Source organism: Zwartia lucis (assembly GCF_965234455.1).
GTDB lineage: Bacteria > Pseudomonadota > Gammaproteobacteria > Burkholderiales > Burkholderiaceae_B > Zwartia > Zwartia lucis.
This window is the reverse complement of sequence record NZ_OZ248476.1, coordinates 45,295-69,965: the sequence shown is the minus strand read 5'-3', so window position 1 is coordinate 69,965 and position 24,671 is coordinate 45,295. Positions and strand designations below refer to the sequence as shown.

25 protein-coding genes are annotated in these 24,671 nt (G+C 53.5%); 8 read left to right on the top strand and 17 right to left on the bottom strand.

The genetic code is table 11. The annotated features are described in order from the left end of the window. Window positions 1-114: 114 nt before the first annotated feature. The 6 genes from pdxH (at window position 115) to AC8GE9_RS15875 (ending at window position 7,072) form a co-directional block, all read left to right on the top strand. Window positions 115-750 (top strand): pyridoxamine 5'-phosphate oxidase, encoded by a 636-nt coding sequence (gene pdxH / locus AC8GE9_RS15900; RefSeq protein WP_506678149.1) that lies wholly within the window; start codon window positions 115-117, stop codon window positions 748-750. A gap of 1 nt (window position 751) precedes the next feature. Further along, window positions 752-1,261, top strand: a complete 510-nt coding sequence (locus AC8GE9_RS15895) for a flavin reductase family protein (RefSeq protein ID WP_506678148.1) — start codon at window positions 752-754, stop codon at window positions 1,259-1,261. A 21-nt stretch (window positions 1,262-1,282) separates the two neighbouring features. Further along, the gene (gene lhgO, locus AC8GE9_RS15890; protein ID WP_506678147.1) at window positions 1,283-2,392 is read left to right on the top strand and encodes an L-2-hydroxyglutarate dehydrogenase LghO; all 1,110 of its coding nucleotides are present in this window, start codon (window positions 1,283-1,285) and stop codon (window positions 2,390-2,392) included. A gap of 18 nt (window positions 2,393-2,410) precedes the next feature. Next, window positions 2,411-4,078, top strand: coding sequence for an acyl-CoA dehydrogenase family protein (locus AC8GE9_RS15885; protein WP_506678146.1), 1,668 nt, complete (start codon window positions 2,411-2,413; stop codon window positions 4,076-4,078). A gap of 47 nt (window positions 4,079-4,125) precedes the next feature. Beyond that, the gene (locus AC8GE9_RS15880) at window positions 4,126-5,814 is read left to right on the top strand and encodes a thiamine pyrophosphate-binding protein (protein WP_506678145.1); all 1,689 of its coding nucleotides are present in this window, start codon (window positions 4,126-4,128) and stop codon (window positions 5,812-5,814) included. 67 nt (window positions 5,815-5,881) lie between these two features. Continuing rightward, a complete protein-coding gene (locus tag AC8GE9_RS15875) occupies window positions 5,882-7,072 on the top strand; it encodes an acyl-CoA dehydrogenase (protein ID WP_506678144.1) in 1,191 nt (396 codons plus the stop codon). A 25-nt stretch (window positions 7,073-7,097) separates the two neighbouring features. On the opposite strand, the gene AC8GE9_RS15870 is transcribed toward AC8GE9_RS15875, so the two are convergent. The 12 genes from AC8GE9_RS15870 to fba form a co-directional block, all read right to left on the bottom strand. Further along, entirely contained in the window at window positions 7,098-7,904 is an 807-nt protein-coding gene (locus tag AC8GE9_RS15870) for a metal ABC transporter permease (RefSeq protein WP_506678142.1), read from the bottom strand. Window positions 7,905-7,913: 9 nt separating this feature from the next. After that, on the bottom strand, window positions 7,914-8,843 hold the full coding sequence (locus tag AC8GE9_RS15865; protein ID WP_506678141.1) for a metal ABC transporter substrate-binding protein: 930 nt from the start codon (window positions 8,841-8,843) through the stop codon (window positions 7,914-7,916). An 11-nt stretch (window positions 8,844-8,854) separates the two neighbouring features. Then, a complete protein-coding gene (locus AC8GE9_RS15860; protein ID WP_506678140.1) occupies window positions 8,855-10,438 on the bottom strand; it encodes a porin family protein in 1,584 nt (527 codons plus the stop codon). 231 nt (window positions 10,439-10,669) lie between these two features. Next, complete coding sequence (locus tag AC8GE9_RS15855) at window positions 10,670-11,479, bottom strand: enoyl-CoA hydratase/isomerase family protein (protein WP_506678139.1); 810 nt, start codon at window positions 11,477-11,479, stop codon at window positions 10,670-10,672. 31 nt (window positions 11,480-11,510) lie between these two features. Continuing rightward, a complete protein-coding gene (locus AC8GE9_RS15850) occupies window positions 11,511-12,170 on the bottom strand; it encodes an aspartate/glutamate racemase family protein (RefSeq protein ID WP_506678138.1) in 660 nt (219 codons plus the stop codon). A gap of 2 nt (window positions 12,171-12,172) precedes the next feature. After that, complete coding sequence (locus tag AC8GE9_RS15845) at window positions 12,173-13,147, bottom strand: Bug family tripartite tricarboxylate transporter substrate binding protein (protein WP_506678137.1); 975 nt, start codon at window positions 13,145-13,147, stop codon at window positions 12,173-12,175. A 59-nt stretch (window positions 13,148-13,206) separates the two neighbouring features. Continuing rightward, window positions 13,207-13,989 carry an SDR family NAD(P)-dependent oxidoreductase gene (locus AC8GE9_RS15840; protein WP_506678136.1) on the bottom strand — a complete coding sequence of 261 codons (783 nt, stop codon included), beginning with the start codon at window positions 13,987-13,989 and terminating at the stop codon, window positions 13,207-13,209. Between the two features lie 97 nt (window positions 13,990-14,086). Continuing rightward, window positions 14,087-15,109: an L-threonylcarbamoyladenylate synthase gene (locus tag AC8GE9_RS15835; RefSeq protein ID WP_506678135.1), complete on the bottom strand. Its 1,023-nt coding sequence runs from the start codon at window positions 15,107-15,109 to the stop codon at window positions 14,087-14,089. 12 nt (window positions 15,110-15,121) lie between these two features. After that, window positions 15,122-16,249: a 5-(carboxyamino)imidazole ribonucleotide synthase gene (locus tag AC8GE9_RS15830; RefSeq protein WP_506678271.1), complete on the bottom strand. Its 1,128-nt coding sequence runs from the start codon at window positions 16,247-16,249 to the stop codon at window positions 15,122-15,124. Window positions 16,250-16,275: 26 nt separating this feature from the next. After that, a complete protein-coding gene (gene purE / locus AC8GE9_RS15825; protein WP_506678133.1) occupies window positions 16,276-16,782 on the bottom strand; it encodes a 5-(carboxyamino)imidazole ribonucleotide mutase in 507 nt (168 codons plus the stop codon). Between the two features lie 38 nt (window positions 16,783-16,820). Continuing rightward, the gene (locus tag AC8GE9_RS15820; RefSeq protein ID WP_506678132.1) at window positions 16,821-17,702 is read right to left on the bottom strand and encodes a phosphoribosylaminoimidazolesuccinocarboxamide synthase; all 882 of its coding nucleotides are present in this window, start codon (window positions 17,700-17,702) and stop codon (window positions 16,821-16,823) included. Window positions 17,703-17,707: 5 nt separating this feature from the next. Then, window positions 17,708-18,772, bottom strand: a complete 1,065-nt coding sequence (gene fba / locus AC8GE9_RS15815; RefSeq protein ID WP_506678131.1) for a class II fructose-bisphosphate aldolase — start codon at window positions 18,770-18,772, stop codon at window positions 17,708-17,710. 136 nt (window positions 18,773-18,908) lie between these two features. On the opposite strand from fba, the gene AC8GE9_RS15810 reads away from it, so the two are divergent. Beyond that, on the top strand, window positions 18,909-20,066 hold the full coding sequence (locus tag AC8GE9_RS15810) for a methyltransferase (RefSeq protein WP_506678130.1): 1,158 nt from the start codon (window positions 18,909-18,911) through the stop codon (window positions 20,064-20,066). Window positions 20,067-20,077: 11 nt separating this feature from the next. Here AC8GE9_RS15810 and mog read toward each other — a convergent pair whose 3' ends face one another. From mog to AC8GE9_RS15795, 3 genes are read right to left on the bottom strand one after another with little or no spacing between them, the layout of a single operon-like run. Continuing rightward, a complete protein-coding gene (gene mog / locus AC8GE9_RS15805) occupies window positions 20,078-20,695 on the bottom strand; it encodes a molybdopterin adenylyltransferase (RefSeq protein WP_506678129.1) in 618 nt (205 codons plus the stop codon). Further along, the gene (locus tag AC8GE9_RS15800; protein WP_506678128.1) at window positions 20,692-21,018 is read right to left on the bottom strand and encodes a chaperone modulator CbpM; all 327 of its coding nucleotides are present in this window, start codon (window positions 21,016-21,018) and stop codon (window positions 20,692-20,694) included. The genes mog and AC8GE9_RS15800 overlap by 4 nt, the downstream gene beginning before the upstream one ends. Beyond that, on the bottom strand, window positions 21,015-21,983 hold the full coding sequence (locus tag AC8GE9_RS15795) for a DnaJ C-terminal domain-containing protein (protein ID WP_506678127.1): 969 nt from the start codon (window positions 21,981-21,983) through the stop codon (window positions 21,015-21,017). The genes AC8GE9_RS15800 and AC8GE9_RS15795 overlap by 4 nt, the downstream gene beginning before the upstream one ends. 95 nt (window positions 21,984-22,078) lie before the next feature. On the opposite strand from AC8GE9_RS15795, the gene AC8GE9_RS15790 reads away from it, so the two are divergent. Continuing rightward, window positions 22,079-22,408: a DHCW motif cupin fold protein gene (locus tag AC8GE9_RS15790; protein ID WP_506678126.1), complete on the top strand. Its 330-nt coding sequence runs from the start codon at window positions 22,079-22,081 to the stop codon at window positions 22,406-22,408. Window position 22,409: 1 nt separating this feature from the next. Here AC8GE9_RS15790 and AC8GE9_RS15785 read toward each other — a convergent pair whose 3' ends face one another. Together AC8GE9_RS15785 and gap are read right to left on the bottom strand one after the other, a co-directional pair. Further along, window positions 22,410-23,606, bottom strand: a complete 1,197-nt coding sequence (locus tag AC8GE9_RS15785; RefSeq protein ID WP_506678125.1) for a phosphoglycerate kinase — start codon at window positions 23,604-23,606, stop codon at window positions 22,410-22,412. Between the two features lie 38 nt (window positions 23,607-23,644). Continuing rightward, window positions 23,645-24,658, bottom strand: a complete 1,014-nt coding sequence (gap, locus tag AC8GE9_RS15780) for a type I glyceraldehyde-3-phosphate dehydrogenase (protein WP_506678124.1) — start codon at window positions 24,656-24,658, stop codon at window positions 23,645-23,647. Window positions 24,659-24,671 lie beyond the last annotated feature (13 nt).

The window sequence follows — 24,671 nt, the reverse complement described above, 5'->3', positions numbered from 1 at the left end:
CCTTTCCTGACAGCAGGTCAATCAAAGCAACCCGACTGATGTCACGGTAAACTCTTTGTTACCCTTAACTCACGTTTGGCGACCGCTCACAGCGCGCCGTATCGGACCCGAATCATGTCTATTGCCGATATCCGACAAAGCTACGAAAAATTCACATTGTTAGAAAAGGATGCCAAAACATCCCCTTTCGAACAGTTTTCAGTCTGGTTTGACGAGGCGTTGCGTCAAAACGTCCCCGAACCCACTGCGATGACGCTGGCGACTGCAGATGCGCGGGGACGGCCCTCCTCGAGGATCGTGCTTCTCAAAGGCGTGGACGACCAAGGTTTCTTATTTTTCACCAACTACGAATCTCGCAAAGGTCTCGAGCTTGCCGTTCAGCCCTGGGCGAGCCTGCTCTTTTTCTGGCAACCGCTTGAGCGCGAAGTCCGCATCGAAGGTGTTGTTGAAAAAGTGACGGCTGCGGAGTCCGATGAGTACTTTCAAACACGTCCGTTCGGCTCACAGATTGGTGCCTGGACCTCTCCCCAGAGCCGCCCCGTCACGCTCGAGCAACTTGCCGCGACCGAAAAGGCGCTCAAAGAACAATACGGCGATCAAAAGCCTCCGCGTCCCCCCCACTGGGGCGGCTATCGACTCAAGCCCGAGTATTTCGAGTTTTGGCAAGGGCGCCCTTCGCGCCTGCACGATCGCCTGACCTACCAAGCCACCGCTGCGGGACAGTGGTCGATCGGACGGATTGCTCCCTGATATGAACGCCACTTCCCCTTCTTTTGATTCGACTTTTTTCAGGGCAGCACTCGGCAGATTTCCTACGGGTGTTACGGTTATTACCGCTGCGGCTGAGGGCATGGCACCGGTTGGTCTCACCGTGAGTTCGTTTAATTCCGTTTCACTCGATCCACCTCTTGTGGTCTGGAGCCTGTCGCGCAATTCTTCTTCGCTCAAGACCTTAGAGCAATGTGATCGCTATGTGATTCATGTCCTGGGTTCGAACCAAATGTCGGTCTCCCAACAATTTGCGAGCGGTCCTGCGGCCGAGCGTTTTAACGGCATTCCCCTGACAAGTGCGCCCAATGGTTCACCTCGGCTCGATCTGCCGTGTGCCGCGTGGTTTGAATGTGCCAATCATCGTCGCTACGAAGAAGGCGATCACATTATCTTTATTGGTGCCGTAGAACATTGCGCGCGCACTGAAGCGCTACCTTTGGTCTATCACGCCGGCGGCTATGATCTGACGCCTGCTGACGTGCGTAAATAAATCAAAATATCACGAGACATCATGAGTACAGATATTGATTGCATCGTTGTTGGAGCCGGTGTCGTTGGGTTAGCGATCGCACGCGCCTTGGCGCTCTCAGGTCGCGAAGTGATGGTGGTCGAAGCCGCCGAAGGGATTGGCACTGGTACCAGTGCCCGCAACTCCGAAGTCATCCATGCAGGCATTTACTATCCTGCGGGAAGCCTTAAGGCCAAGCTCTGCGTAAAAGGCAGGCACATGCTTTATGCCTATTGTGCTGAAAAAGGTGTTGCGCATAAAAAGATTGGCAAACTGATTGTCGCAACCAGCCAAGAAGAGATTCCTAAGCTCACCGACATTTTGCAGAAAGCCCGTGTCAACGGGGTCGAGGATATGGAGTTGTTGACAGCGCAACAAGCGATGGCACTCGAGCCGGCGCTCTTTTGTACCGCTGCGTTACTGTCGCCGTCCACGGGCATCATTGACAGCCATGGTTTGATGCTCGCCTATCAAGGTGACGCCGAAAACGCCGGAGCGCAATGCGTTTTTCATACGCCCCTCGCGACTGGACGGGTCCGCGAAGGTGGCGGATTTGAGCTTCAGTTTGGGGGCTCAGAGGCCATGAGCCTGTCTTGCAACGTACTGATTAACGCCTCGGGCTTGCATGCGCCTACCCTCGCGCGTCGCATCGAAGGCATCCCTCCAGCCTCTATTCCTAACGAGTATTTGTGCAAAGGCAGTTACTTTACCTTGCAGAGTCGCGCGCCCTTTACGCGCCTGATTTATCCTACACCGCACCATGCGGGTCTTGGGGTTCATCTCACACTCGATCTCGGAGGTCAGGCCAAATTCGGCCCTGACACGGAGTGGATTGACCGCGTGGATTACGACATCGACCCTAGCCGCTGCGATGGTTTTTATGAAGCGGTTCGGAGTTACTGGCCAGGCATGAAAGATGGCTCGTTGTCGCCCGGTTACACCGGTATTCGACCTAAAGTCTCCGGACCACACGAGCCTGCCGCCGACTTTATGATTGTGGGTCAAGCCACCCATGGTATCCCTGGCCTGGTTAACCTCTTTGGTATCGAATCGCCAGGACTCACCTCTAGCCTCGCGATCGCAGAGGAAACCCTCGTCCGCCTCCATCCCTAAGCCAGAGAGACACTCAACATGTCACACCCCGTTCCAGACGCTCACGGACTGAATCTTTTTGCAGCGGACGCGGGACGTGACCTCCTGGCCTGCTACCTACCTAATGATTTACATGCGCATTTGTTGCCGCATCTAGAGCGACTTGGAGGCTTGGCAGGCGCCTTGCTCGACGATCTCGCCGGCGTCGCTGATAAACACCCCCCCACGCTCTCCGTGCGTACGCGCGCAGGGGTCGATACCAATCAAGTCGACAAGCATCCCGCGTATGTCGAGCTTGAGCGCTTTGCCTACAGCGAATTCGGACTCGCGGCGATGTCGCACCGGAGTGGCGTGCTTGGTTGGCCCACGCCCATGCCGCCCGCGGCTAAATATGCATTGACCTATTTATTTGTGCAGGCTGAGTTTGGCTTGTGTTGCCCTGTAAGTATGACCGATTCGCTGGCCCGGACCTTGCGCAAGTTTGGTGATCCCGCGCTGGTCGAGCGAGTGCTCCCCATGGTCACGACGCAAGATTTTGACGCCCTTCATCAAGGCGCCATGTTCATGACCGAACAAGGTGCGGGCTCGGATGTGAGCGCGACAGCGACCGAGGCCGCCTTGGGCTCGGATGGTCAGTGGCAGCTCTCTGGTGACAAATGGTTTTGTTCAAATCCCGATGCGGGTTTCGCCATGGTGTTAGCACGCTCCGAGGCCGTTGACGGACTCAAAGGCGTGTCCTTGTTTCTGTTGCCGCGCACGAAGCCTGATGGCTCGCGGAACAGCTATCGCATTTTGCGTTTGAAAAACAAACTCGGTACGCGCTCAATGGCGAGCGGTGAAATTCGTCTCGAAGGGGCCTTTGCCTGGCTCGTGGGTGAACGCGGCCAGGGTTTCAAGCAGATGTCGGACATGATCAACAACTCGCGGCTCTCCAATGGTGTGCGCGCCGCGGGACTCATGAGACGCGCCTTGACTGAGGCCCTCTACGTCGCCAAGCATCGCCAGGCGTTTGGCAAGCGACTCGACCAGATGCCCTTGATGCAACGCCAACTGAGCAAAATGGCCATGCTGACCGAGCAAGCCCGCACCATGGTTTACCAAACTGCGCGAGCGCTGGCGGCGGCGGACGAGGACGCCTCAAAGCGTCCACTCATGCGCATCATGACGCCACTGATCAAGTTTCGCGCCTGTCGCGATGCCCGTAAAGTCGCGGGCGATGCCATGGAAGTCAGAGGTGGTTGCGGCTATATCGAGGAATGGAGTGATCCACGGATCTTGCGCGATGCACATCTTGGGTCTATCTGGGAAGGGACGAGCAATATCGTCGCACTCGACGTACTTAGAGCCATTCAGCGCGAGGATTCACTCCCAGCCTTACGCTTGCATGTAGAGACATTACTTGCCGAAGGCGCATCCGTCAGCAATTCCTTGGCCGCTCTGCAAGCCGAACGCATCGAGCGTGCCTTTGCCTTCGCCGCGACAGCCAGCGACTCAAACAACTCCGAACAAGCAAGACAAGTCGCCACCTCCCTCTACAACGTCGTCACCATGGCGGGTATGCGCTGGGAGGCCAAACAGGCCAAGATGCCCATCCGCAGCCTTCTTGCCGACCTTGTCTTGCAGCATCGTCTCGCTGCACGTGACCCGATCGCCGATCCACTTTTAGCGGACGCACGTCTGGTCGACTGGTTATCCGCCTCGATTTAACCCTATGATTACACTTATCCCTTTTCTCTAAAAAGAAGACAAGAAAAATGAGCCAAGCACCCTCCCCCAGCAAGCCTCGCACCGGCGGTCAGATTCTCGTCGGTCAACTCGTCAGCCATGGCGTCAAGCACGTATTTTGCGTGCCTGGCGAAAGCTTTCTTGCCGTACTCGACGCCTTGGTGGATGTCAGCATCGAGGTCACGGTTTGTCGACAGGAAGGCGGGGCCGCCATGATGGCTGACGCCTATGGCAAACTCACGGGCACCCCTGGCATTTGCATGGTCACGCGCGGGCCCGGTGCTTCTAATGCCTTGGCCGGTATCCACATCGCCAAGCAAGACTCCACCCCGGTGATTGTCTTTGTTGGACAGATCGAACGCGGCATGCGCGAGCGCGAAGCGTTTCAGGAAATGGACTATCGCGCGGTCTTTGGACAGGCCGCCAAATGGGCCACCGAGATTGACGATGCGACGCGAATCCCCGAGATCTTGTCGCGTGCCTTCCATGTTGCGACCTCAGGACGCCCTGGTCCCGTGGTCATTGCCTTGCCCGAGGACATGTTGGTTGAAATGGCCACGGTCGCCGATGCACCACACTACGAAGCCATCGACTCCGCACCTGCTGCCGGTCAAATGGCTGCCTTGGCAGAACGCCTGTCTAAAGCGAAAGCACCCGTCGCGATTTTGGGTGGCGCACGCTGGAGCGCACAGGCCGTCGCACAGTTCGCTGAGTTCGCCGAGCGCTTTAAGCTGCCGGTGGCGGTGTCGTTTCGTCGCCAAATGCTTTTCCCTGCGAACCATCCCTGTTTCATCGGTGATGTCGGCATCGGTCTGAATCCCGACTTGCTCAAGCGCGTACAAGACGCTGATCTGGTGCTGCTTGTCGGTGGTCGCATGTCTGAAATGCCAAGCCAGGCCTATACGCTTTTCGATATTCCCGTGCCCAAGCAAGCGCTTGTACATGTGCACCCTGACAGTGGCGAACTCGGTCGGGTCTACCGCGCTTCGATCGCGATCAATGCTTCACCGATTGCCTTTGCCGCCGAATTGGCCGCGCTCCCAACGCCTACGGCAACACCCTGGGCAGCGAGTACCGAGGCTATGCACAAAAGCTACCTCGCCTGGAGCGATCCAGCCCCCATCAAAACGCCCGGTGCCGTGCAAATGGGCGGTGTGATGGAATATCTCGAGGCGCATTTACCCGCTGATGCCATCATGACCAACGGTGCCGGTAACTTCGCGACTTGGCTGCACCGTTTCCACCGCTTTACGCAATTCGGTACCCAACTCGCCCCGACTTCAGGCTCGATGGGGTACGGACTGCCTGCTGCGGTTGGTGCCAAGCGCTTCTCACCTGAAAAACTGGTCGTGTGCTTTGCTGGTGATGGTTGTTTCATGATGCACGGTCAAGAGTTCGCGACGGCTGTTCAGTACAACTTGCCTATCATCGTGGTGATTATCGATAACGGCATGTTCGGCACAATCCGAATGCACCAGGAAAAACATTACCCCGGCCGCATTTCCGCGACGCACCTGAAAAATCCAGACTTTGCTGCTTATGCGCGCGCCTTTGGCGGTCACGGCGAGCGGATCGAGAAAACCGAAGAGTTCGGCCCCGCCTATGAGCGCGCGGTCGCGAGCGGCCAGCCCGCGATTTTGCATTTGTTGATTGATCCCGAGGCCATCACCCCAACGACAACCATTGCCAAGCTCAGAGCCGCTGCCCAGAAAGCCTAAGGTTTTCGGATGTACCTGAGTCGGCATTTTGTAAAATTTTGGATAGTTTTTAATTTGGAGCATGACAATGGCTGAAGCCTCTTTTAACTGGGAAGACCCACTCTTGCTGGATAGCCAGCTGACCGACGAGGAACGCATGGTGCGCGATGCTGCACGCTCCTACTGTCAGGACAAGCTGGCCCCACGCGTCCTCGAGGGTTTTCGTCACGAGAAAACAGACGTCAAGATTTTTCCTGAAATGGGTGAACTTGGACTGCTTGGCGCCACGATCCCTGTTGAGTACGGCGGCTCTGGCTTGAACTACGTCAGCTACGGTTTGATCGCCCGCGAAGTTGAGCGCGTAGACTCCGGTTACCGTTCGATGATGAGCGTGCAGTCGTCACTTGTCATGTTACCGATCAACGAATTCGGCAGCGAAGCGCAAAAGCAAAAATATCTGCCCAAACTCGCCCGCGGCGAATGGATTGGCTGTTTCGGTCTGACTGAACCCAATCATGGTTCTGATCCAGCCGGAATGGAAACACGCGCCGTTAAAACGGCCAATGGCTACTCCTTGACCGGCAGCAAGATGTGGATCTCCAACTCCCCCATCGCGGATGTGTTTGTGGTCTGGGGCAAGTGCGTGGGCGGCGATTACGATGGCCGTATCCGCGGTTTTATCCTTGAAAAAAACATGAAGGGACTGTCAGCACCGGCTATTCATGGCAAAGTCGGTTTGCGTGCCTCCATCACGGGTGAAATCGTGATGGACAACGTTGAAATCAGCGACGAACAAATGTTGCCTGGTGTGTCCGGCCTCAAAGGCCCCTTTACCTGCCTCAATTCCGCACGCTTTGGTATTGCTTGGGGTGCACTCGGTGCTGCCGAGTTCTGCTGGCACATGGCGCGTCAATACACCATGGACCGCAAACAATTCGGTCGCCCACTTGCCGCGAATCAGTTGATCCAGAAAAAACTGGCCGATATGCAAACAGAAATCACATTAGGCCTACAAGGATGCTTGCGTCTGGGTCGTATGAAAGATGAAGGTACTGCAGCGGTTGAAATCACGTCGATCATGAAGCGTAACTCCTGCGGCAAATCGCTCGACATCGCACGCATGGCGCGCGACATGCTAGGTGGTAACGGAATCTCTGACGAGTATGGCGTGGCGCGTCACTTGGTCAACCTCGAAGTGGTCAACACCTACGAAGGTACGCATGATGTGCACGCGCTCATCTTGGGTCGTGCGCAGACAGGCATCCAGGCTTTTTTCTAATTTTTTCCTAAAAGGTCTGCTTAATTCAGTGATCAAGCGTGCTCTGTTGAGCACGTTTTTTTATACATCGTCGTCCAATCACGCCAAGGGTGAGTGCGGACATCACTAGTGTCCAGACGATTAACGGTCCGCTCGGCAAATCCAGCCATGCAGAAAGCACCAAACCTGTTAAATAGCCTGTGAGCGCAATAGTGAAGGCCAACCATTTCTTGTATCGATTATCCTGACAAGCCGCAGCACCCAAACTCGGAACGATCAAGGTCGCAAACACTAAGTAAACACCCACGAGCTGGACCGAAATAGTAATTGCTATGGCAAAGAGCGCATAAAATGCTTTCTGTTGATGTCGTAAGAGATACATCAATAACAACAGTATCAAGGTGGCTAGCGTTGAATACATCAACTTTTCTTGCCCCACCCACAACAATTGCCCGGATAACAACTCATTGAGTTGATTACCACCATGGGGATGACTACTTAAAAGAATCAAAACAGCCGTCGCAGACAACACGAACACCACACCGATGAGTGCCTCTTGATAACGAGGCCATAACTTTTCTGTCATGCTAAACAACCACGCAGCTAATAAAGCAAGCCCCATTGCACACGCCTGGGTCCAAACAGGATCAATTTGCTCCCCAAGCACAGCGATAGCAAGATAAGCGCCAAGCCCCGCAACCTGCGCGATCGCCAAGTCAATAAAAATAATACCTCTGTTCAATACCTGCATGCCTAACGGCACATGTGTCGCGATCACCAACAAACTTGCACACACGGCGAAGATCAATAGATCGACAGGCACACCACCAGGCAAAATAAAATCAATATTCATGCCCTTGAACTATCCACGATTCCAAGCCTGCAATAACCGCCGGATCGTGTCATCAAACAGTGTCTCCAAGGTTCTCGACTCATTATTTCCGCCGACTGTGAATGGCAAAATAACTGAAGGGATATTTGCTTTTTCGCTGAGCCATTTCGATGCGTTCTGATTGAGATACACGGGTGACAACACCATTTTGGCGTTGATTTCAGACTGCTTTTTTAGAATCGTACTCAGTTGTGTGACAGATGGATCTACGCCCGGTACGATCTCAAGCACGCCGACCTGATCCAAACCAAGCCATTCATTCATGTATCTGAACGCATCATGTTGAACCCATACTTTTGCGCCGATCAAGGGTCTAGCTTGGCTTTGCCAACGTTCAAGATTTTTTGACCAAGTCGTCAAAAATATCTGTAATTGCTCTTGATAGTGAGTCGTATTTTGAGGATCTAAAATTATCAACCGTTCCGTCATGGCACGAGCGATCGGCATGAAGTTTCGCGCATCGGTCTGGATATGTGGATTCCCTGAGGCATGAACGTGTCCCATACTTCGATCTGGCGCACTATTGATATCGAGCACTTGCACATAGCTTGCTGCCTCCAACATACCGAGCTGGCCAGGAAGAATTTTAGGGTTTCCCGCGTCGCGCTGCAGAACAGGAAGCCAGCCTGCCTCAAGGTCTGCTCCTGTCGCAATCAACAAATCTGTGGTTCTTGCTCTTGCAAGCAATGAGGGACGGGCCTGGATTTGATGAGGGTCTTGCAATGCAGTGGTTGCAATGAAAACCTTTACTTTATCCTTACCTAGCATTTGAGCAAGTGCACCCCACTCTGGTACCGTGGCAAAAACATTGAGCGTAGCGCGGCTTGCCTGAGGAAAAAAACAGCAAAGAATGACTGTAAAAGTCACGAGCCATTTAAGCGACATTCGATTTAGTTTCATTGGAGATTCGCTTAAAAACGATGCGCACCATGGGCTCCGAGGCTCATGATGTACTGAAGATAGATTTGATTATTCGGCATATTGGGTCCATACACCGTGTCTCTCGCAAGCTGCAATCGAAGCATCGAATTTTCTGAATTTGCCCAATCCAACATCAGCGTATTCCGTGTTGGATTCCACGGCTCAATTGGCGTGCCGTCCAATGTGCCTGGACTGAATCCATAGTTGGAATTGCCTGCGAATAATTGATCAAAGCGATAACCTACACGCCACCTTGGCATGAACTGGTAAATCGCCTGGACATAAAAGCCACTCTGTGTGTTTGTGTATGATTGACCTAGACAGGGTGCCTCACAATTTCCAAAGGGTCCCTGTCCTGAAAGGGCTGCTGATCCCTTTTGTGTATTCCAAAAAGCTTCTCCTTGTAATTTGAAATTTTGTCTACTTGGGTTTCCATTTGGCGCCCATTTATAAACAAAATCTGCAATCACGATATTTGTATTTCCCGTGAAATCGAAGGAGTCTGCATTGTCATTAAAAACGGAGATATTCGGTCTATCGCCTGTGGAAGCAGATACAAATGACAATCCACCGAGCCAAGATGAAGACTCATTAAAGTCACCACCTGCTTTGGCATAAAACGTACTTAGTCTTGGTTTATTTTGATTGAAATTATCGCTATTCGGATAATGCATACCCTGCCCGAGTTCCGCGCCTAGTCTGATATAAATCTTGTCTGTCGGGGCTACCCATGAAAGCTGTGCGCCCGTATTGTTCAGCTGCCCACCAAAGAAGGCCTTGTAGACCAGGGGGAGATCCACAAAATCCCACGCATGAGGATGATTGTTGTTGAGGTAGCCGACATTTGAAAAGAACTTACCGCCTTTGACTTTTAAGCCAACAGGTAAATTGATTGTCTCAAAAAAGGCCTCCTCAAGTGCAACATGAAACTCAGAACCCTCTTGTCCCAACACTAGGCGAGCCTCTGCTCGAAACAAATTATCAACCGTACCTGCGATTGCAAATTCAGACTCTCCAAGACTGAAGCCGCGCGGGACACTCTCCCCACCAGACGGTATAAATCCTCGTCTAAACGATTCTGGATTTTGACTCTGTGACGAATATTTGCCGTCCAAAATCAATGAAATTTCAGGTGTCACCGCACCTATTTTCGGTAGAGTGATACCGGAACCCAACGATGAGGGAGGGTTGCGTGTCACGACACGTGCTTGCTGCGGGATGGGAGTCAAGTCACCTGCTTGACCATTGACTGGCTGCGCAGGGGAGCTTGCACTGGTCATCACGGCTGTGCTCGTTGGCACCGCCTGTGCTGTCCCACCTTTGTTTGCCGGGGTTGTTGGGCCCGCTATTGTGGCGGGCTGAGGGCGTACGGCCTGTACTTTTTGCAACGTCTCAATTTTGCGCTCAAGCGAATTAATCCTTTGCTCATATTGCTCACGCATCGCGCGGACACTTTCCTGAAGTTTCTCAATATCCGCCGCAGAAACCGACTGCGCAGTGACAGGAGCCACCAGCGGCACAGAAATTGCTGCCAACATGACAAAACGTTGGGCTAAACGTCTGACTAAAAGCATGACAAGCTCCTCTTTTCTCTCAACAACACTCGATGATTGAGAACACCAATATTGAAAATTTGGCTTCTGTATTAATGATAATAATAGCTCATTATCATTAAAGATCAAGCTCAATTCGAACTAAATGTTCAAATTGTGACGCGCAGGGATTGAGAGATTGTCTAGAACAAGGGCATCAAGAACTTGAGCGTTCAGGGGGAACATGCACGAAGGCTCCCCTTGGTTTTGTGACTAAATCGAAAAGTCTTGATCAAAATTAGGTGGGCGTTTTTGCAAGAAGGCATCCATCCCTTCTTTGCCCTCAGGACCTGCCATGCCGATAAATTCGAGCGCGAGTGAGGCATCGAAAATCGGACCGGCTTGACGCAACCAGCTATTAAGAGCGTGCTTGGTCCAACGCAAGGCACCTGGAGGACCGTCGGCGAACTTGCTGGCGATATCGATTGCTTTTTGTTCGACTTCCGCATCATCCAATGCCATCGAAATCAGATTCATGCGGTCTGCCTCTTCACCGGTAAAGGTATCAGCAGTCATCAGGTAATACTTGGCTTTGGCCATGCCACATAATAGTGGCCAAATAATCGTGGCATGATCGCCCGAAGCGATACCAATTTTCAAATGTCCATCTGAAAATTTTGCATCTTTTGATGCAATCGACACATCTGCCAAAATCAACAGAGCAAGGCCAGCACCCACCGCCCAGCCACGCGCGGCTGTCACGATCGGCTTGCTGCAATTGATCATCCCGTTGACGAGGTTACGCGCTTCGCGCATGGCTTCCATACGCTGCGCGTAGTCATCACACACTTTGCGCTCGTGATTCAAGTCACCGCCCGCCGAGAAGTTTCTGCCCTCGCCTGTCATGATAATCGCTGACACCGAAGGATCGGCATCCACATCTTTCCAGATCTCTGAGACCTCTCTGTGCATCGTCGCATCCATCGCACCCATCTTCAGTGGAGAGGCGAGCGTGATACGCAGGACACGGGGATGGGGTCGATCAAACTTCAAGCGTGTATAACGATCATAGCAACTTTGCATGGCAAAACCCTTTGAACAAAAAGATTAAAAATTAATTCAAGGACTGCTTAAGCTTTCTAACAGCACTATCAGGTGTGGTCATCACCCGCGCCTGCGTGCGAATCGCAGGATGATTTGCCGCAGCCGCCATCGAAAATTGACCCAGTACGATAGTTGAATACTGACTAAGTCGATTAATCTGCTCTGCAATCAAAAAATCGTGCTGCGCTTGATCACGGGCTAACAAGGCATCCAGCGCACCATCCACCATGAAAGAATCCACCTGTACCTCAACACCCTTTTCTTGCATCATCTGAGATAGCTCATCGCGCAGCGTCTGCAAAGAAGGGCCAAAGGTCGTTAACATCGCGATCGTGCCACCCCGTTCGAGCAACTCTTCAAACATCGCTTGGTTGGAGGTCAGTATTGGAATCGATTGCTGAGTTTTGAGATAATTGATGGCTTCGCCAAATGCCGAGCATGTAAACAAAATGCCATCGGCGCCCGCGTCTACGCAGTACTGACCCAGTCGTGAAAACCGCTCAATCATTCGAGGGGTCATTTTCCCGTCGGCCAACATATCGACGGCCAATGACTCCTCGAGCACATTGATAATGTTCGCCTCTGGCCATTGCTGTTTGAAACTTGTGGAGGCCGGTGCCATCGAAACGTCAACGGCATGCACAAGAAAAATACGGGGTGAACGCATCATCATTATTCCGGCTGGATCCCAGCATCTTTGACAACTTTTCCGGCTCGTGCGATCTCTTGATTGAGCAGCTCAGCAAGCTGCTTGGATCCACCAATCATGGGAGCAGCGCCAATGGAACGAATTTTTGCATCTGTTTCTGGGTCTTTCAGCACAATCTCAATCTCCTTGGAAAGACGATCAATAATGGCCTGAGGCGTTTTTGCGGGAGCAAAGACGCCCACCCAGGCGCTGTACTCAAAGCCTGGTAAGCCAAGCTCCGCAACAGTAGGCAGATCAGGAGCTTGCTCTACCCGCGTCAAACTCGTCACGCCAATCGAGCGAATCTTATCGGCTTTAATATTGGGTACAGAGGTTGCAACGGGTTCGCACACGATCTGAAGCTGCCCACCCATCAGGTCATTGAGTGCTTGTGGCGAACTTTTATAGTTAATCATTTTCAGATCAATGCCCGCCATCGTACGGAACATTTCCATACAAATTTTAGAACCCACTGTCGCGGTCCCGTAGTTCAGCTTGCCAGGATTTTCTTTGGCATAGGCAATAAATTCTTTTAAATTTTTTGCAGGAACATTCGGATTAATCACCAGCACGTTATAAAAATCTTTCAGCGCCATGGATACCGGTGCGAGATCATTGATAGGATGGAAGGGAAGGCTCTTACGCAATTGGTAGTTAGCCGCTAAGGTCGTACTTGAGCCGAGCACAAGCGTATAGCCATCGGGATCCGCCTTGGCACCCGCGTTCACACCAATCACGCCTTCAGCACCCGGGCGATTTTCCACAATGACTTGCTGCCCCAGTCGCTGCGATAACTTAGCTGCGACAACGCGCGCCACCACATCGGTCGCACCACCTGCCCCCAAGGGTACGATGAGCTTGATCGCCTTGGAGGGATAAGCATCCTGAGCGAGTGCAGCACTTGCGAAAGCAGACGTTATTAAAGCAACTGCACAGAGTGTTCTTAAAATACTTTTCATCATTGTCTCCAGGTTGGATATGGACTCTTTTGAGTTCTCTTATCTTTGTACCGAATAGATCAGATTGTTGGGGTCGCCCCACCATCTAAAGGTAAAACAATACCATTCAGATGTCTGGAATGCGGGCCCGCCAACCACACGACAGCCTGAGCGACATCTTCAGGTGTGCCTTGTCTAGACATATATACTGGATTTGCCGAAGGACTCGAGACCAATTTCGCAGCCAAGGCATCGAAACGGGCTGAAGCAATAGGGCCCGGCGCGATCGTGTTTGCCCGTATGCCCTGATCCTTGTATCGGTCAGAAATACCTTTTGTTAACAAGTTTACGGAGGCATTCATGCACCCGCCAGGTAAGTGTGCAGGCGAAGGTAGTTTTCCTGCCTTACCAGAAATATTGATGATCACGCCCCCACCCGCTTTGAGCATTGTTGGTAAAACAGCACGCATCGAGCGCACATACACCATCAACTTATTTTGAAATGTTCGTTCCCAATCATCGTCCATCAAATCAAGAAACTCACCAAAAGTCGATGAAGCGGTTGAATTGATCAAAATGTTTATTTTTCCTGACTGCCGAACAATCTCTCGTGCAGCATGTGTCACCTCATCCGCACTAGTAGCGTCCAGCATACGTACTCTCGCTTGGCCACCTGCTTGTGCGATTCTATCTTGTAGCGCATCGAGCTTGACTCTATCGCGACCGCTTAGCCATACGGTGACACCTTGCAGTGCGAGCAACTCAGCCACTGCAGAGCCTATCGCACCCGAGGCACCTAGTACCCAAGCACACTGACCATCTAGTGTGTCGTTGTCGCGCATATCCTGATGAACGTATGTCATCAACGTATTCCTTCCTTGTTTCTATTCAACCGTGAGTCTCTTTTTGACGATAGCAATCAGCACAAAAGTGGATGCAGCTAGTACACCATGATTATTCTTAAAAGGCTGCCGCTGCGCGCCCAAGACGATCTTTGATTCCCAGCCATTCGGGAGTATCCGGCACCTCTTCCCACAGCATAAAAGCATAATGATTCTGATCTAACGCACGCAGCGTTGCATATAAGGCATATCCATACGCCTCAGGCTGAGTAGGCATTGAGACCCACTCAATGTTCTCAAGCTGAGGATGTAAAGCTTGATCGATGCTGTGTGTGACACACACTATTTTTTTCGTTGAGTGCGACAGCTGTTGCAGCGCGGCGGACATGATCCCTGTTCGAGTGACAAGTTTGATCGGGGTTTGAGGCGCGTAATGTGACTTGAGCGCACCTGATACACGAGGCGCCTGTGCATCTGGTTGGGATACAGGCATCTCCAGTATCTGCGAGATTTGTTTCGACGTCACGTACCCTGGGCGCAACAGCACAGGACCGACCCCTTGATTCAGACGCGATAGATCAATAATGGTCGACTCGATGCCAACTTCGCTAGAGCCACCCTCAAGGATTAGCATGCCTGCAGCGACAAGTTCGGGAAACTCATCGCGAACGTGTAAAGCTTGTGTAGGCGAGACTTGACCGAATTTATTCGCAGAAGGCCCCGCGATGCCGCCCTGACCCGAGGGCTTACCCGCAGCAAACGCACGAATCAGTCTTTGTGCAACAGGATGCGAAGGGCAACGCAGACCCACGCTATCCTGACCGCCACTCACCACATCAGAGATATGTGCGGCACGCTTGAGAATCAAGGTCAAAGGCCCTGGCCAAAATGCATCAATCAGGACGCGCGCTTCATCTGGCACCGAAGCCGCCCAATAAGACAAGTCCGCCTCGGGGGCCACATGCACAATCACCGGATGATTAGAGGGTCGACCCTTGGCTTGATAAATCCGCTCGACCGCCTCGCGACTCTCCGCATCCGCACCGAGCCCATACACTGTCTCGGTTGGAAAGGCGACCAAGCCGCCTTGAAGCAACACCTGCGCAGCGTGATTGATTTCGCGATCAGAGGCAGTAGTCACTGAGCCGCCGCGTTAAAGCGTTGCCGCAACGGGCAAACGCAAAACCTGCACCACTTGATTGGCATGTGAGACCGCCTCAGCAAGCGTCGTACCCGTGCAATTGACATGACCCATCTTGCGCGCACGACGCGCCTCGCGCTTGCCATAGAGATGCAAAGACGCACCCGGCACGGTTAAGACCTCCTGCCAGTTAGGCTCAGCTTGTCGGTCATCTGTGCCTGGATACCAGACATCACCTAAAAGATTAAGCATCACCGCAGGGGCGAGCAAACGCGTACTGCCCAGTGGCAAACCCGCCATGACACGCGCCTGTTGCTCAAACTGACTGGTCACGCACGCATTCATGCTGAAATGACCACTGTTGTGAGGACGCGGTGCGATTTCATTGACGAGCAACTGATTGTCGCCCAACACAAAAAATTCTACACACAGCACACCTTCGTACTTGAGGCCTTGCGCGATGGCCAAGGCCGCTTCAGTTGCACGTGTCGTCATCGCGACCGCTTGCATGTCAACGGTTGTCACGGCCAGGATACCTTGTTCGTGGACGTTGCGCGCGACCGGAAAGACCGCGCACTGACCATCCAAGCCACGCGCGAGCACGACAGAGAGCTCTTCTTTGAGATCGAGCATGGCTTCAAGTACGCAAGGTACGCCACCACACTCAGCGAACGCTTTCAATGCCTCCTCGAGCGAGCGCACGCGCGCCTGGCCTTTGCCGTCATAACCGAGGCGTGCGACTTTTAAAATACCGGGGAATAAATGCGCACCTGCTGCGCGCAAGTCTGACTCCGCCCGGATCGCGGCATACGGTGCGACTGCGACGCCCTGACTAACGATAAACGCTTTTTCTGCAATGCGATCCTGAACAATCTCGACCGCATGCGCCCCCGGTGTCACGCGGCAATGCGCTGCCAAGGTCAAGAGACTTTGAGCGGGAACGTTTTCAAACTCGGTGGTCACGGCCCGGCAGCGTTGCGCCAATTTGATCAGCGCCGTTTCATCGTCGTAGTCCGCTAGGATATGCATATCGGCCACAGAGGCCGCCGGGCCCTCTGACGCGGGATCTAGGACGGCCACGCGATAGCCTAAAGACTGTGCGGCATGACAGAACATGCGGCCTAACTGACCGCCCCCCATCAGACCCAACCACTCACCCGGTGCAATCACAGAGGCACCCGCATGGCACGTGCCGCCTCAGTCTGGCGCGCACGAAATGCGATGAGCTTTTCACGCAAGACGGCATCGGTCGTCGCGAGTGTTGCAATCACGTGCAAGGCGGCATTCGCAGCGCCCGCTTCGCCGATGGCAAAGGTCGCCACCGGAACACCCTTGGGCATTTGCACGATGGACAACAGAGAGTCCTCGCCACGCAAATACTTGGAGGGCACAGGCACACCAAACACGGGGACTTCGGTCAGTGCGGCCATCATGCCTGGCAGATGGGCTGCGCCACCCGCACCGGCAATAATGCCGCGCAAACCTCGAGCGGCTGCCTGCGCGCCATACTCCGCCATATCGAGCGGCATACGATGCGCGGAAATCACCCGAGCCTCGCAGGGCACACCAAAATCACCCAGCATATTGACCGCGTGTTGCATGACTTCCCAATCGCTGGATGATCCCATAATCACACCCACAAGCGGTGTACCAGCAGAAGATAAAGAAGTCATATCAAAGCCTTGCGAATAAAAATAGGACAGTGAGTCGATTAAGCGGTCAAACGATCAAGAGCTTCGCGGTATTTAGCCGCAGTTTTAGCAATCACGTCAGCGGGTAGTCGCGGTGCGGGAGGCGTTTTACCCCAGTCTTGCGTCTCGAGCCAATCACGGACGAACTGCTTATCAAACGAGGGAGGACTGATGCCCTCGCTGTAACCATCCGCAGGCCAGAAACGTGAGGAATCGGGTGTCAACACCTCGTCCATCAAATGCAACGTACCGTGCGCATCGAGACCAAATTCAAACTTGGTATCCGCGATCATGATGCCCTTGGTTGCGGCAAAGCTCGCAGCCTCGGAGTACAGACGCAAAGTCACCGCACGAATGCGCTCAGCCATCTCCTGACCGACTTCTTTGATCACATGTGCAAAGTCGACGTTTTCATCATGCAAGCCCATTTCGGCTTTGGCGGCAGGCGTAAAAAGCGGCTCAGGTAATTGGCCAGCTTGTTTGAGACCCGCAGGCAATTGAATCCCGCAGACCGAGCCTTTGGCTTGATAATCTTTCCAGCCTGAGCCAATCAGATAACCACGTGCAACCGCCTCGACCATGATGGGCTTGAGACGTTTGACCACGACAGCGCGTCCAACAACCTGATCGCGCTCATTCGGTGCGACCACATCCTCAGGGTTGATCCCTGTTGAGTGATTCGGCAACACATGTGCGAGCTTTTCCAACCAAAAGTCTGTGAGCTCCTTGAGGACCTGACCCTTACCGGGGATCGGATCATCAAGAATCACATCAAAGGCGGAGATACGATCGCTCGCGATGATCAAAAGCTTGTCTTCGCCCACCGCATACATGTCGCGCACTTTGCCGCGCGCAAGTAGCGGAAGAGATTGAATGCTGGATTGATACAGTGCTTGGGTCATGTCGTTTATTGCACGACCTGAGACAATTTACCAGCCGAGTACTGGGCTGCGACCTCATTAAGAGGCACAACCTTGATTTTACTGGCGTTGCCGGCCGTACCGAATTGCTGGTAACGCGCGATACAGATTGCCTTGGCCGCCTCACGTGCTGGCTTGAGGTATTCACGCGGATCAAACTTGCCTGGATTTTCAGCAAAGAAACGGCGGATCGCACCGGTCATCGCCAAACGAATGTCGGTGTCGATATTGATTTTGCGCACGCCAAACTTGATGGCCTCTTGGATTTCTTCGACCGGCACACCGTAGGTTTCTTTCATGTCACCGCCAAACTGACGGATCTCAGCCAACAAATCCTGTGGCACGCTTGAGCTGCCATGCATGACCAGGTGGGTGTTGGGCAAGCGCTTGTTGATTTCCTTGATGCGGGAGATCGACAAAATATCTCCTGTGGGCTTGCGCGTAAATTTATAAGCACCATGACTAGTGCCGATCGCGATGGCGAGTGCATCGAGCTGCGTACGGCGCACGAAATCTGCTGCTTGTTCAGGGTCGGTCAACAACTGCTCCATCGTCAGTTTGCCGTCGGCGCCATGACCATCTTCTTTTTCGCCTTCCATCGTTTCGAGCGAGCCTAGGCAGCCCAACTCACCCTCGACCGTGACACCCAGCTTGTGGGCCATCTCCACGACCTGCTTGGTCACGGCAACGTTGTAGTCATAGTCGGCGATCGACTTGCCGTCTTCTTTAAGCGAACCGTCCATCATCACGCTAGAGAATCCGAGGTCAATCGCGCCTTGGCAAATCTTGGGTGACTGGCCATGATCCTGGTGCATCACAACAGGAATATGGGGGTAGGACTCGACTGCTGCTTGAATCAAGTATTTCAGGAATCCCTCTCCTGCATATTTGCGTGCACCTGCAGAGGCTTGCATGATGACGGGGCTATCGGTCTGAGCCGCCGCTTCCATGATGGCCTGGACCTGTTCGAGGTTATTCACGTTAAACGCGGGAATGCCATAACCATGCTCGGCGGCGTGGTCCAGAAGCTGGCGCATGGAAACTAAAGCCATGAGAGATCCTTTTTAGAGCAAAATGTCAGGGTTGTAGGGAATTTACCGAGTATTTTACGGCAGCATGGACGTATTTGCCCTCTGCTCCCAAAAAACTCATTTCCAAGCAGTTTTGATCCTCTAATGAGAAACCTCCATGCCGCACGGCAATCCAGATTTAAACAGCACAATCCCCACAATTTCTTGGCTTGTAGGCGAGCAAACACTCACCTCAGCCTGGCGCTCTGAAAACGGCTGGGCGCCTCCCAAGCGCACGATGCTCGCCGATGACACGATGAGTGCCGATACCGCCTACAGGCTGGCAAGCGAAGGCGTCGCGCTGATTTGGACCGGTGACTTTCAAAATGCCCGCCAACTCTTGCACGCGTTGGCGCGACGTACAGCTAAGCGTCGTCCAAAATACCTAGAACTCCCCTACCCCGAGCGCTTTCACCAAGTCAGACTGGCGCGCGCGCAACGTGCCCGTACCTTGGGCATGCTGTGCTTGCCTTTTGAGCCCCATCACCTGCTCAAACACCGCCGCGCGCCTGACGTCAAAGGGGCATGCCTGGCCGCGCACGGTGACAGCAAAACCAGCTACATCATGCCTTTGACCGAGCTGCTGGGTCTCATCAGCGCCTTTGAATGGCGCAAAAATGGCATTGACATCCCGGCGCTAGGTGCCCGTATCCATCCTCATTACGGAGTGTTTGCCCCCACCCGCTCCGAGTATTTGGAGCTGATTGCACAGGCACCGCTCCCGCAAGGACCGGGCATGTTGGGTCATGCTTTTGATATCGGCACAGGTACGGGCGTCATCGCCGCGCTCCTACTCAAACGAGGACTGACGCATGTCACCGCGACAGACACACAGTCGCGTGCCCTGGACTGCGCCCAAGAAAACATCGAACGCTTTGGCTTATCTTCAGGCGTAAAGTTTGTGCAAGCGGATTTATTTCCCGACGGACAAGCAGACCTCATCGTCTGTAACCCACCTTGGCTGCCAGGCCGTCCTGCCTCGGGTCTAGAGCATGCGATCTACGATCAGGATCAGCATATGCTCAATGGTTTTTTAGAGGGTCTGCGCGCGCACCTCACCCCTCAAGGCGAAGGCTGGCTGATTTTGTCTGACCTTGCGGAGCACTTAGGGCTGCGCACGCGTGAAGACTTGCTAGATAAGATTGAAACCGCAGGACTTCGCATCATGGAACGACTGGACATTCGTCCCATGCATACCAAGACCAAAGACGAGGAGGATCCTCTCGCCGACGCGCGCCGCGCGGAGGTGACCTCGCTGTGGCGTCTACGTGCCTAAATCTTGCCCGCTTAAGCTGCTGGCGGTCGGCGCGCGGACTTGGGTCTAAACGCCTTGACGACAGCATCGTCGGTCTCGATGTAAGGTCCGCCAATCAGATCAATGCAGTATGGGACGGCCGCAAAAATGCCGGAGGCAACAACCGTGCCGTCCTCGCGCTTGAGCCCCTCGAGCGTTTCGCTGATCGCCTTGGGTTGTCCGGGTAAATTGATGATCAGCGCTGCGTGATCGTCAGTCTCTCTGAGGACGGCCACCTGTCGCGACAAAATCGCGGTCGGGACAAACTGCAAACTGATCTGGCGCATTTGTTCGCCAAAGCCTGGCATCTCACGGGTCGCCACTGCCACAGTCGCTTCTGGCGTCACATCGCGACGCGCAGGGCCCGTCCCACCGGTCGTCAGCACCAGATCGCAGCGTTCGACATCCACCAACTCAACCAGCGCGGCCGAAATTGTAGGCGCATCGTCCTGAATCAAGCGAGTAACGAATTCGATCGGGGTTGTGACGGCCTTTTCCAACCATGCCTGCAAGGCAGGGATACCCTGATCCTCGTAGATACCTTTTGAAGCACGATCTGAAACTGAAACAAGACCGATACGAATCGTATCGGGGTGGCGACTCGCGTTCATCTTTGATACACCTCGAGCTGCGCTCTTAACTGTCTGACTTCTTCCACCAAATCCACCATCAGCGCTGCAGCGTCCAGATTGACATCGAAGTCTCTCTGCGTGCGGGCAATCTGACGCGCGCGTGCCGCCGCGGCACTGGCGAACACCCAAAGATCGGATGGTGTTTCTGCCGGGGGGGCATCGCATTCAATCGCTACGAGGCCTTCATGCACGAGGCTCACCACCCAATCAACGTGTTGTTCACATAAATACGCCATCTCAGGCAAGGACAATGGCGCAGTGCCATCCACCATCACAGCTGAATAAATCGTGACCGATTTCATCCTTGTACTCCCAAATGACGGCGCGGATTAAAAGGTGCGGCCTGCGCGAGCGCCTGATAAGCGGCCTTGGCGGCATCTGTGGTTGCAGGTGGCCACACCACATCCAATATGAGATAAAGATCACCCGCTGGATCACCAGGCAAGCCTTTGCCACGTAATCTGAGCTTGCTACCCGGCTGACTCCCCGCACTGATACTGACCTCGACCTCACCCTGCAAGGTCGGCACATGAACCTGGCCGCCGCAAGCGGCCTCCCACGGCGTGACAGGCAGCTTCATGCTTAAGTCTCGTCCTTGCACTTGATAAATAGGATGCGCAGCAAAGTGCACAGTCAAAAACAAATCGCCTGCCGGACCACCAGCCTCGCCAGGCATGCCCTGACCGGACAGTCGAATCATCTGGCCTGCCCGCACACCCACGGGAATCTTGACACTTAAAGTGCGATTGACGAGCTGAGGGCGGCCTTGCTCATCGAGCTGCACTGAACGCAAACCAAGCTCGCGCGTCACGCCATTGAGGCTGTCTTCGAGCGAAATTTCGATATCGGCGTGATGATCTTCGCCCTTGAAGGATTGTTGCGCTCCCGCTTGGCGCGAATCTGCGCTTGGGCCACGCCGCTGCCGCTCGGCTTGCTTAAACAAGCTGGATAAAAAGTCATGGAACTGCGCATCATTCGGCGCATGGCCATCACCACCCGCGAACTCAAAGCCGCGATCCCAACCTGGTTCGGGCGCAGCGCCCCCAGAGGAAACATTTGTTCTGAGCTGATCGTAAGCCGCACGTTTTTCTTCGTCACGCAGCACGTCGTTGGCCTCATTGACCTCGCGCATGCGAGTCTCCGCGTCCTTTTCCTTGCTGACGTCTGGATGGTATTTACGCGCGAGTTTGCGATAAGCTTTGCGGATATCATCCTGCGAAGCCTCTGGCGTGAGCTCAAGCGTTTTGTAGTAGTCTTTAAATTCCATGTGTGCGGCCGCAAAAAATGCGCCAAAAGGTGGACATACCTTCACAATGGGGGCTAATTCACAAAAATACAAGCCCTTTCAAAATACGAACCCTTATGCAAATCAATCAAATTCCTTTTGGCACCACCGACTGGTCAACAATCCCTGCCACTGAACACCCCGGCACAACAGGCAAAGCGTTTTGGCGAACACAGCAATTTGGCACCATCCGGGTCAGAATGGTCGAATACACACCCGGCTATCTTGCGGATCACTGGTGTGAAAAAGGGCACATTTTGTTGTGCCTGAGCGGCTCTTTAAGGACCGCGCTCAAGGACGGCCGTGTCTTTGACCTGCAGCCGGGTATGAGCTATCAGGTCGCGGATCACGCAGAGCCACACCGGTCCTCGACAGAGACGGGTGCAACTCTGTTTATCGTGGATTGATTTAGCCTACTGCGCGCTTTTGCAAAATATCGACGGCAGGCAGCGTTTTCCCCTCGAGGAACTCCAAGAACGCACCCCCACCTGTGGAGATGTAGCCGACCTTGTCAGTAATCCCAAACTTAGCAATCGCAGCAAGCGTGTCACCGCCACCCGCAATTGAAAAGCCCGCCGACTCAGCAATTGCGTGAGAAACAGAAGCGGTTCCTTGTGCAAAGGTCTCAATTTCAAACACACCGACCGGACCGTTCCAAACAATCGTCCCAGCATTTTTCAAAATCTCAGCCAACTGAACTGAGGTTTGCGGACCGATATCCAAGATCAAATCATTCGCCTCAACATCTTTTGCAGCTTTGGTGGTGGCCTTGGCTTGCGCAGAAAATTCTTTGGCGCAGACCACGTCGGTAGGGATCGGTACAGCCGCACCACGGTCCTGCATTTTTGCAATGACCGCACGAGCTTGATCGAGCTGATCAGGCTCGGCGAGAGATTTACCAATCGGCAAACCCGCCGCAAGCATAAAGGTATTGGCAATCCCGCCGCCCACAATCAGTTGGTCAACCTTGTCGGCTAACGACTGGAGAATGGAAAGCTTGGTGGATACTTTTGAACCGCCAACAATCGCGACCAGAGGGCGCTTGGGCGCCAGCAAAGCGCGACCAAGGGCCTCGAGCTCAGCTTGCAACAAAGGCCCTGCACAGGCGATCGGGGCAAACTGCGCGATGCCGTGGGTGGTGGCTTCGGCGCGATGCGCAGTGCCAAACGCATCATTGACATACACATCACACAGCGCCGCCATTTTTTTGGATAGCTCTGGATCGTTTTTCTTTTCGCCTTTGTTCACGCGGCAATTTTCGAGCAAGACCACGTGTCCAGGCGCGACTGAGACACCGTCCACCCAGTTTTGTATAAGCGGCACAGGCATCCCCAACAGCTCGGAGAGTCGTTTGGCAATCGGCGCCAGCGAGTCTTCTTGCGTCAAAGTGCCTTCAGTCGGACGCCCCAAATGCGAAGTCACCATCACTGCAGCGCCCGCGCCCAGTGCCAGGCGAATACCTGGAACCGAGGCACTGATACGCGTGTCTTCGGTGATGTGACCTGCGTCATCAAAAGGAACGTTCAGATCAGCGCGAATAAAGACGCGCTGACCTTTTAGTTTGCCGGCCTGTGCGAGTGCAGAAAGGGTTAGAACGGTAGTCATGAGCAGCTTATTTTTTACAGATAATTATTTACAAAAAATTATTTAGCAGACATCAAGGCAATCGTCGTATCAAGCATACGGTTGCTGAAACCCCACTCGTTGTCGTACCAAGAGTTGACCTTGACCAGATTGCCCGAGACCTTGGTCAAGGTTGCATCGAAGTTGCTCGAAGCAGGATTATGGTTAAAGTCGACCGATACCAACTGCTCGGTGTTGTAAGTCAAAATACCCTTGAGTGGACCAGCCGCGGCGGCATCTTTGAGGATGGCGTTGACTTCTTCCACAGTGGTATCACGCTTGGCCGTAAAGGTCAGATCCACGATCGAAACGTTGATGGTCGGCACGCGCATCGCAAAGCCATCCAGCTTGCCATTAAGCTCGGGCAAGACCAGCCCAACAGCCACTGCAGCACCTGTCTTGGTGGGGATCATGCTCATAGTGGCAGAACGGGCACGACGCAGATCTTCGTGATATACGTCGGTCAACACTTGATCATTGGTGTAGGCATGGATCGTCGTCATCAGACCGGTCACAACACCCAGTTTTTCATGCAAAGGCTTGACCAAAGGTGCCAAACAGTTTGTTGTGCACGAAGCATTTGAGATCACAGTGTGCTCTTTCTTGAGCACGTCCTGATTGACGCCAAACACGATTGTGGCATCCACATCTTTGCCGCCAGGTGCGGAGATGATGACTTTTTTAGCGCCACCTTTGAGGTGGGCTGAGGCTTTTTCTTTGCTGGTGAAAAAACCTGTGCACTCGAGCACCACGTCGACGTTCAAATCGCCCCAGGGCAACTCGGCAGGGTTACGATTGGCCAGCACGCGGATCTTGTCGCCATTGACCACCATGTAGTCGCCCTCAACGCCGACGGTGCCAGGAAAGCGGCCGTGTGCGGTGTCATATTGCGTCAGGTGGGCGTTTGTCTTGGGATCACCCAAGTCATTGATGGCCACGATTTCTATATCGTGCTTTTTGCCACCTTCGTAATGTGCACGCAAAATATTGCGACCAATACGACCATAACCGTTAATAGCAACGCGAATTGTCATGAGACCAAGCTCC

What these genes read in the sequence shown, in the direction of transcription:
- pdxH (WP_506678149.1), top strand. Translation starts at nt 115, where the DNA reads ATGTCTATTGCCGATATCCGACAAAGCTACGAAAAATTCACATTGTTA.
- AC8GE9_RS15895 (WP_506678148.1), top strand. Translation starts at nt 752, where the DNA reads ATGAACGCCACTTCCCCTTCTTTTGATTCGACTTTTTTCAGGGCAGCA.
- lhgO (WP_506678147.1), top strand. Translation starts at nt 1,283, where the DNA reads ATGAGTACAGATATTGATTGCATCGTTGTTGGAGCCGGTGTCGTTGGG.
- AC8GE9_RS15885 (WP_506678146.1), top strand. Translation starts at nt 2,411, where the DNA reads ATGTCACACCCCGTTCCAGACGCTCACGGACTGAATCTTTTTGCAGCG.
- AC8GE9_RS15880 (WP_506678145.1), top strand. Translation starts at nt 4,126, where the DNA reads ATGAGCCAAGCACCCTCCCCCAGCAAGCCTCGCACCGGCGGTCAGATT.
- AC8GE9_RS15875 (WP_506678144.1), top strand. Translation starts at nt 5,882, where the DNA reads ATGGCTGAAGCCTCTTTTAACTGGGAAGACCCACTCTTGCTGGATAGC.
- AC8GE9_RS15870 (WP_506678142.1), bottom strand. Translation starts at nt 7,904, where the DNA reads ATGAATATTGATTTTATTTTGCCTGGTGGTGTGCCTGTCGATCTATTG.
- AC8GE9_RS15865 (WP_506678141.1), bottom strand. Translation starts at nt 8,843, where the DNA reads ATGAAACTAAATCGAATGTCGCTTAAATGGCTCGTGACTTTTACAGTC.
- AC8GE9_RS15860 (WP_506678140.1), bottom strand. Translation starts at nt 10,438, where the DNA reads ATGCTTTTAGTCAGACGTTTAGCCCAACGTTTTGTCATGTTGGCAGCA.
- AC8GE9_RS15855 (WP_506678139.1), bottom strand. Translation starts at nt 11,479, where the DNA reads ATGCAAAGTTGCTATGATCGTTATACACGCTTGAAGTTTGATCGACCC.
- AC8GE9_RS15850 (WP_506678138.1), bottom strand. Translation starts at nt 12,170, where the DNA reads ATGATGCGTTCACCCCGTATTTTTCTTGTGCATGCCGTTGACGTTTCG.
- AC8GE9_RS15845 (WP_506678137.1), bottom strand. Translation starts at nt 13,147, where the DNA reads ATGAAAAGTATTTTAAGAACACTCTGTGCAGTTGCTTTAATAACGTCT.
- AC8GE9_RS15840 (WP_506678136.1), bottom strand. Translation starts at nt 13,989, where the DNA reads ATGACATACGTTCATCAGGATATGCGCGACAACGACACACTAGATGGT.
- AC8GE9_RS15830 (WP_506678271.1), bottom strand. Translation starts at nt 16,249, where the DNA reads ATGGGGGGCGGTCAGTTAGGCCGCATGTTCTGTCATGCCGCACAGTCT.
- purE (WP_506678133.1), bottom strand. Translation starts at nt 16,782, where the DNA reads ATGACTTCTTTATCTTCTGCTGGTACACCGCTTGTGGGTGTGATTATG.
- AC8GE9_RS15820 (WP_506678132.1), bottom strand. Translation starts at nt 17,702, where the DNA reads ATGACCCAAGCACTGTATCAATCCAGCATTCAATCTCTTCCGCTACTT.
- fba (WP_506678131.1), bottom strand. Translation starts at nt 18,772, where the DNA reads ATGGCTTTAGTTTCCATGCGCCAGCTTCTGGACCACGCCGCCGAGCAT.
- AC8GE9_RS15810 (WP_506678130.1), top strand. Translation starts at nt 18,909, where the DNA reads ATGCCGCACGGCAATCCAGATTTAAACAGCACAATCCCCACAATTTCT.
- mog (WP_506678129.1), bottom strand. Translation starts at nt 20,695, where the DNA reads ATGAACGCGAGTCGCCACCCCGATACGATTCGTATCGGTCTTGTTTCA.
- AC8GE9_RS15800 (WP_506678128.1), bottom strand. Translation starts at nt 21,018, where the DNA reads ATGAAATCGGTCACGATTTATTCAGCTGTGATGGTGGATGGCACTGCG.
- AC8GE9_RS15795 (WP_506678127.1), bottom strand. Translation starts at nt 21,983, where the DNA reads ATGGAATTTAAAGACTACTACAAAACGCTTGAGCTCACGCCAGAGGCT.
- AC8GE9_RS15790 (WP_506678126.1), top strand. Translation starts at nt 22,079, where the DNA reads ATGCAAATCAATCAAATTCCTTTTGGCACCACCGACTGGTCAACAATC.
- AC8GE9_RS15785 (WP_506678125.1), bottom strand. Translation starts at nt 23,606, where the DNA reads ATGACTACCGTTCTAACCCTTTCTGCACTCGCACAGGCCGGCAAACTA.
- gap (WP_506678124.1), bottom strand. Translation starts at nt 24,658, where the DNA reads ATGACAATTCGCGTTGCTATTAACGGTTATGGTCGTATTGGTCGCAAT.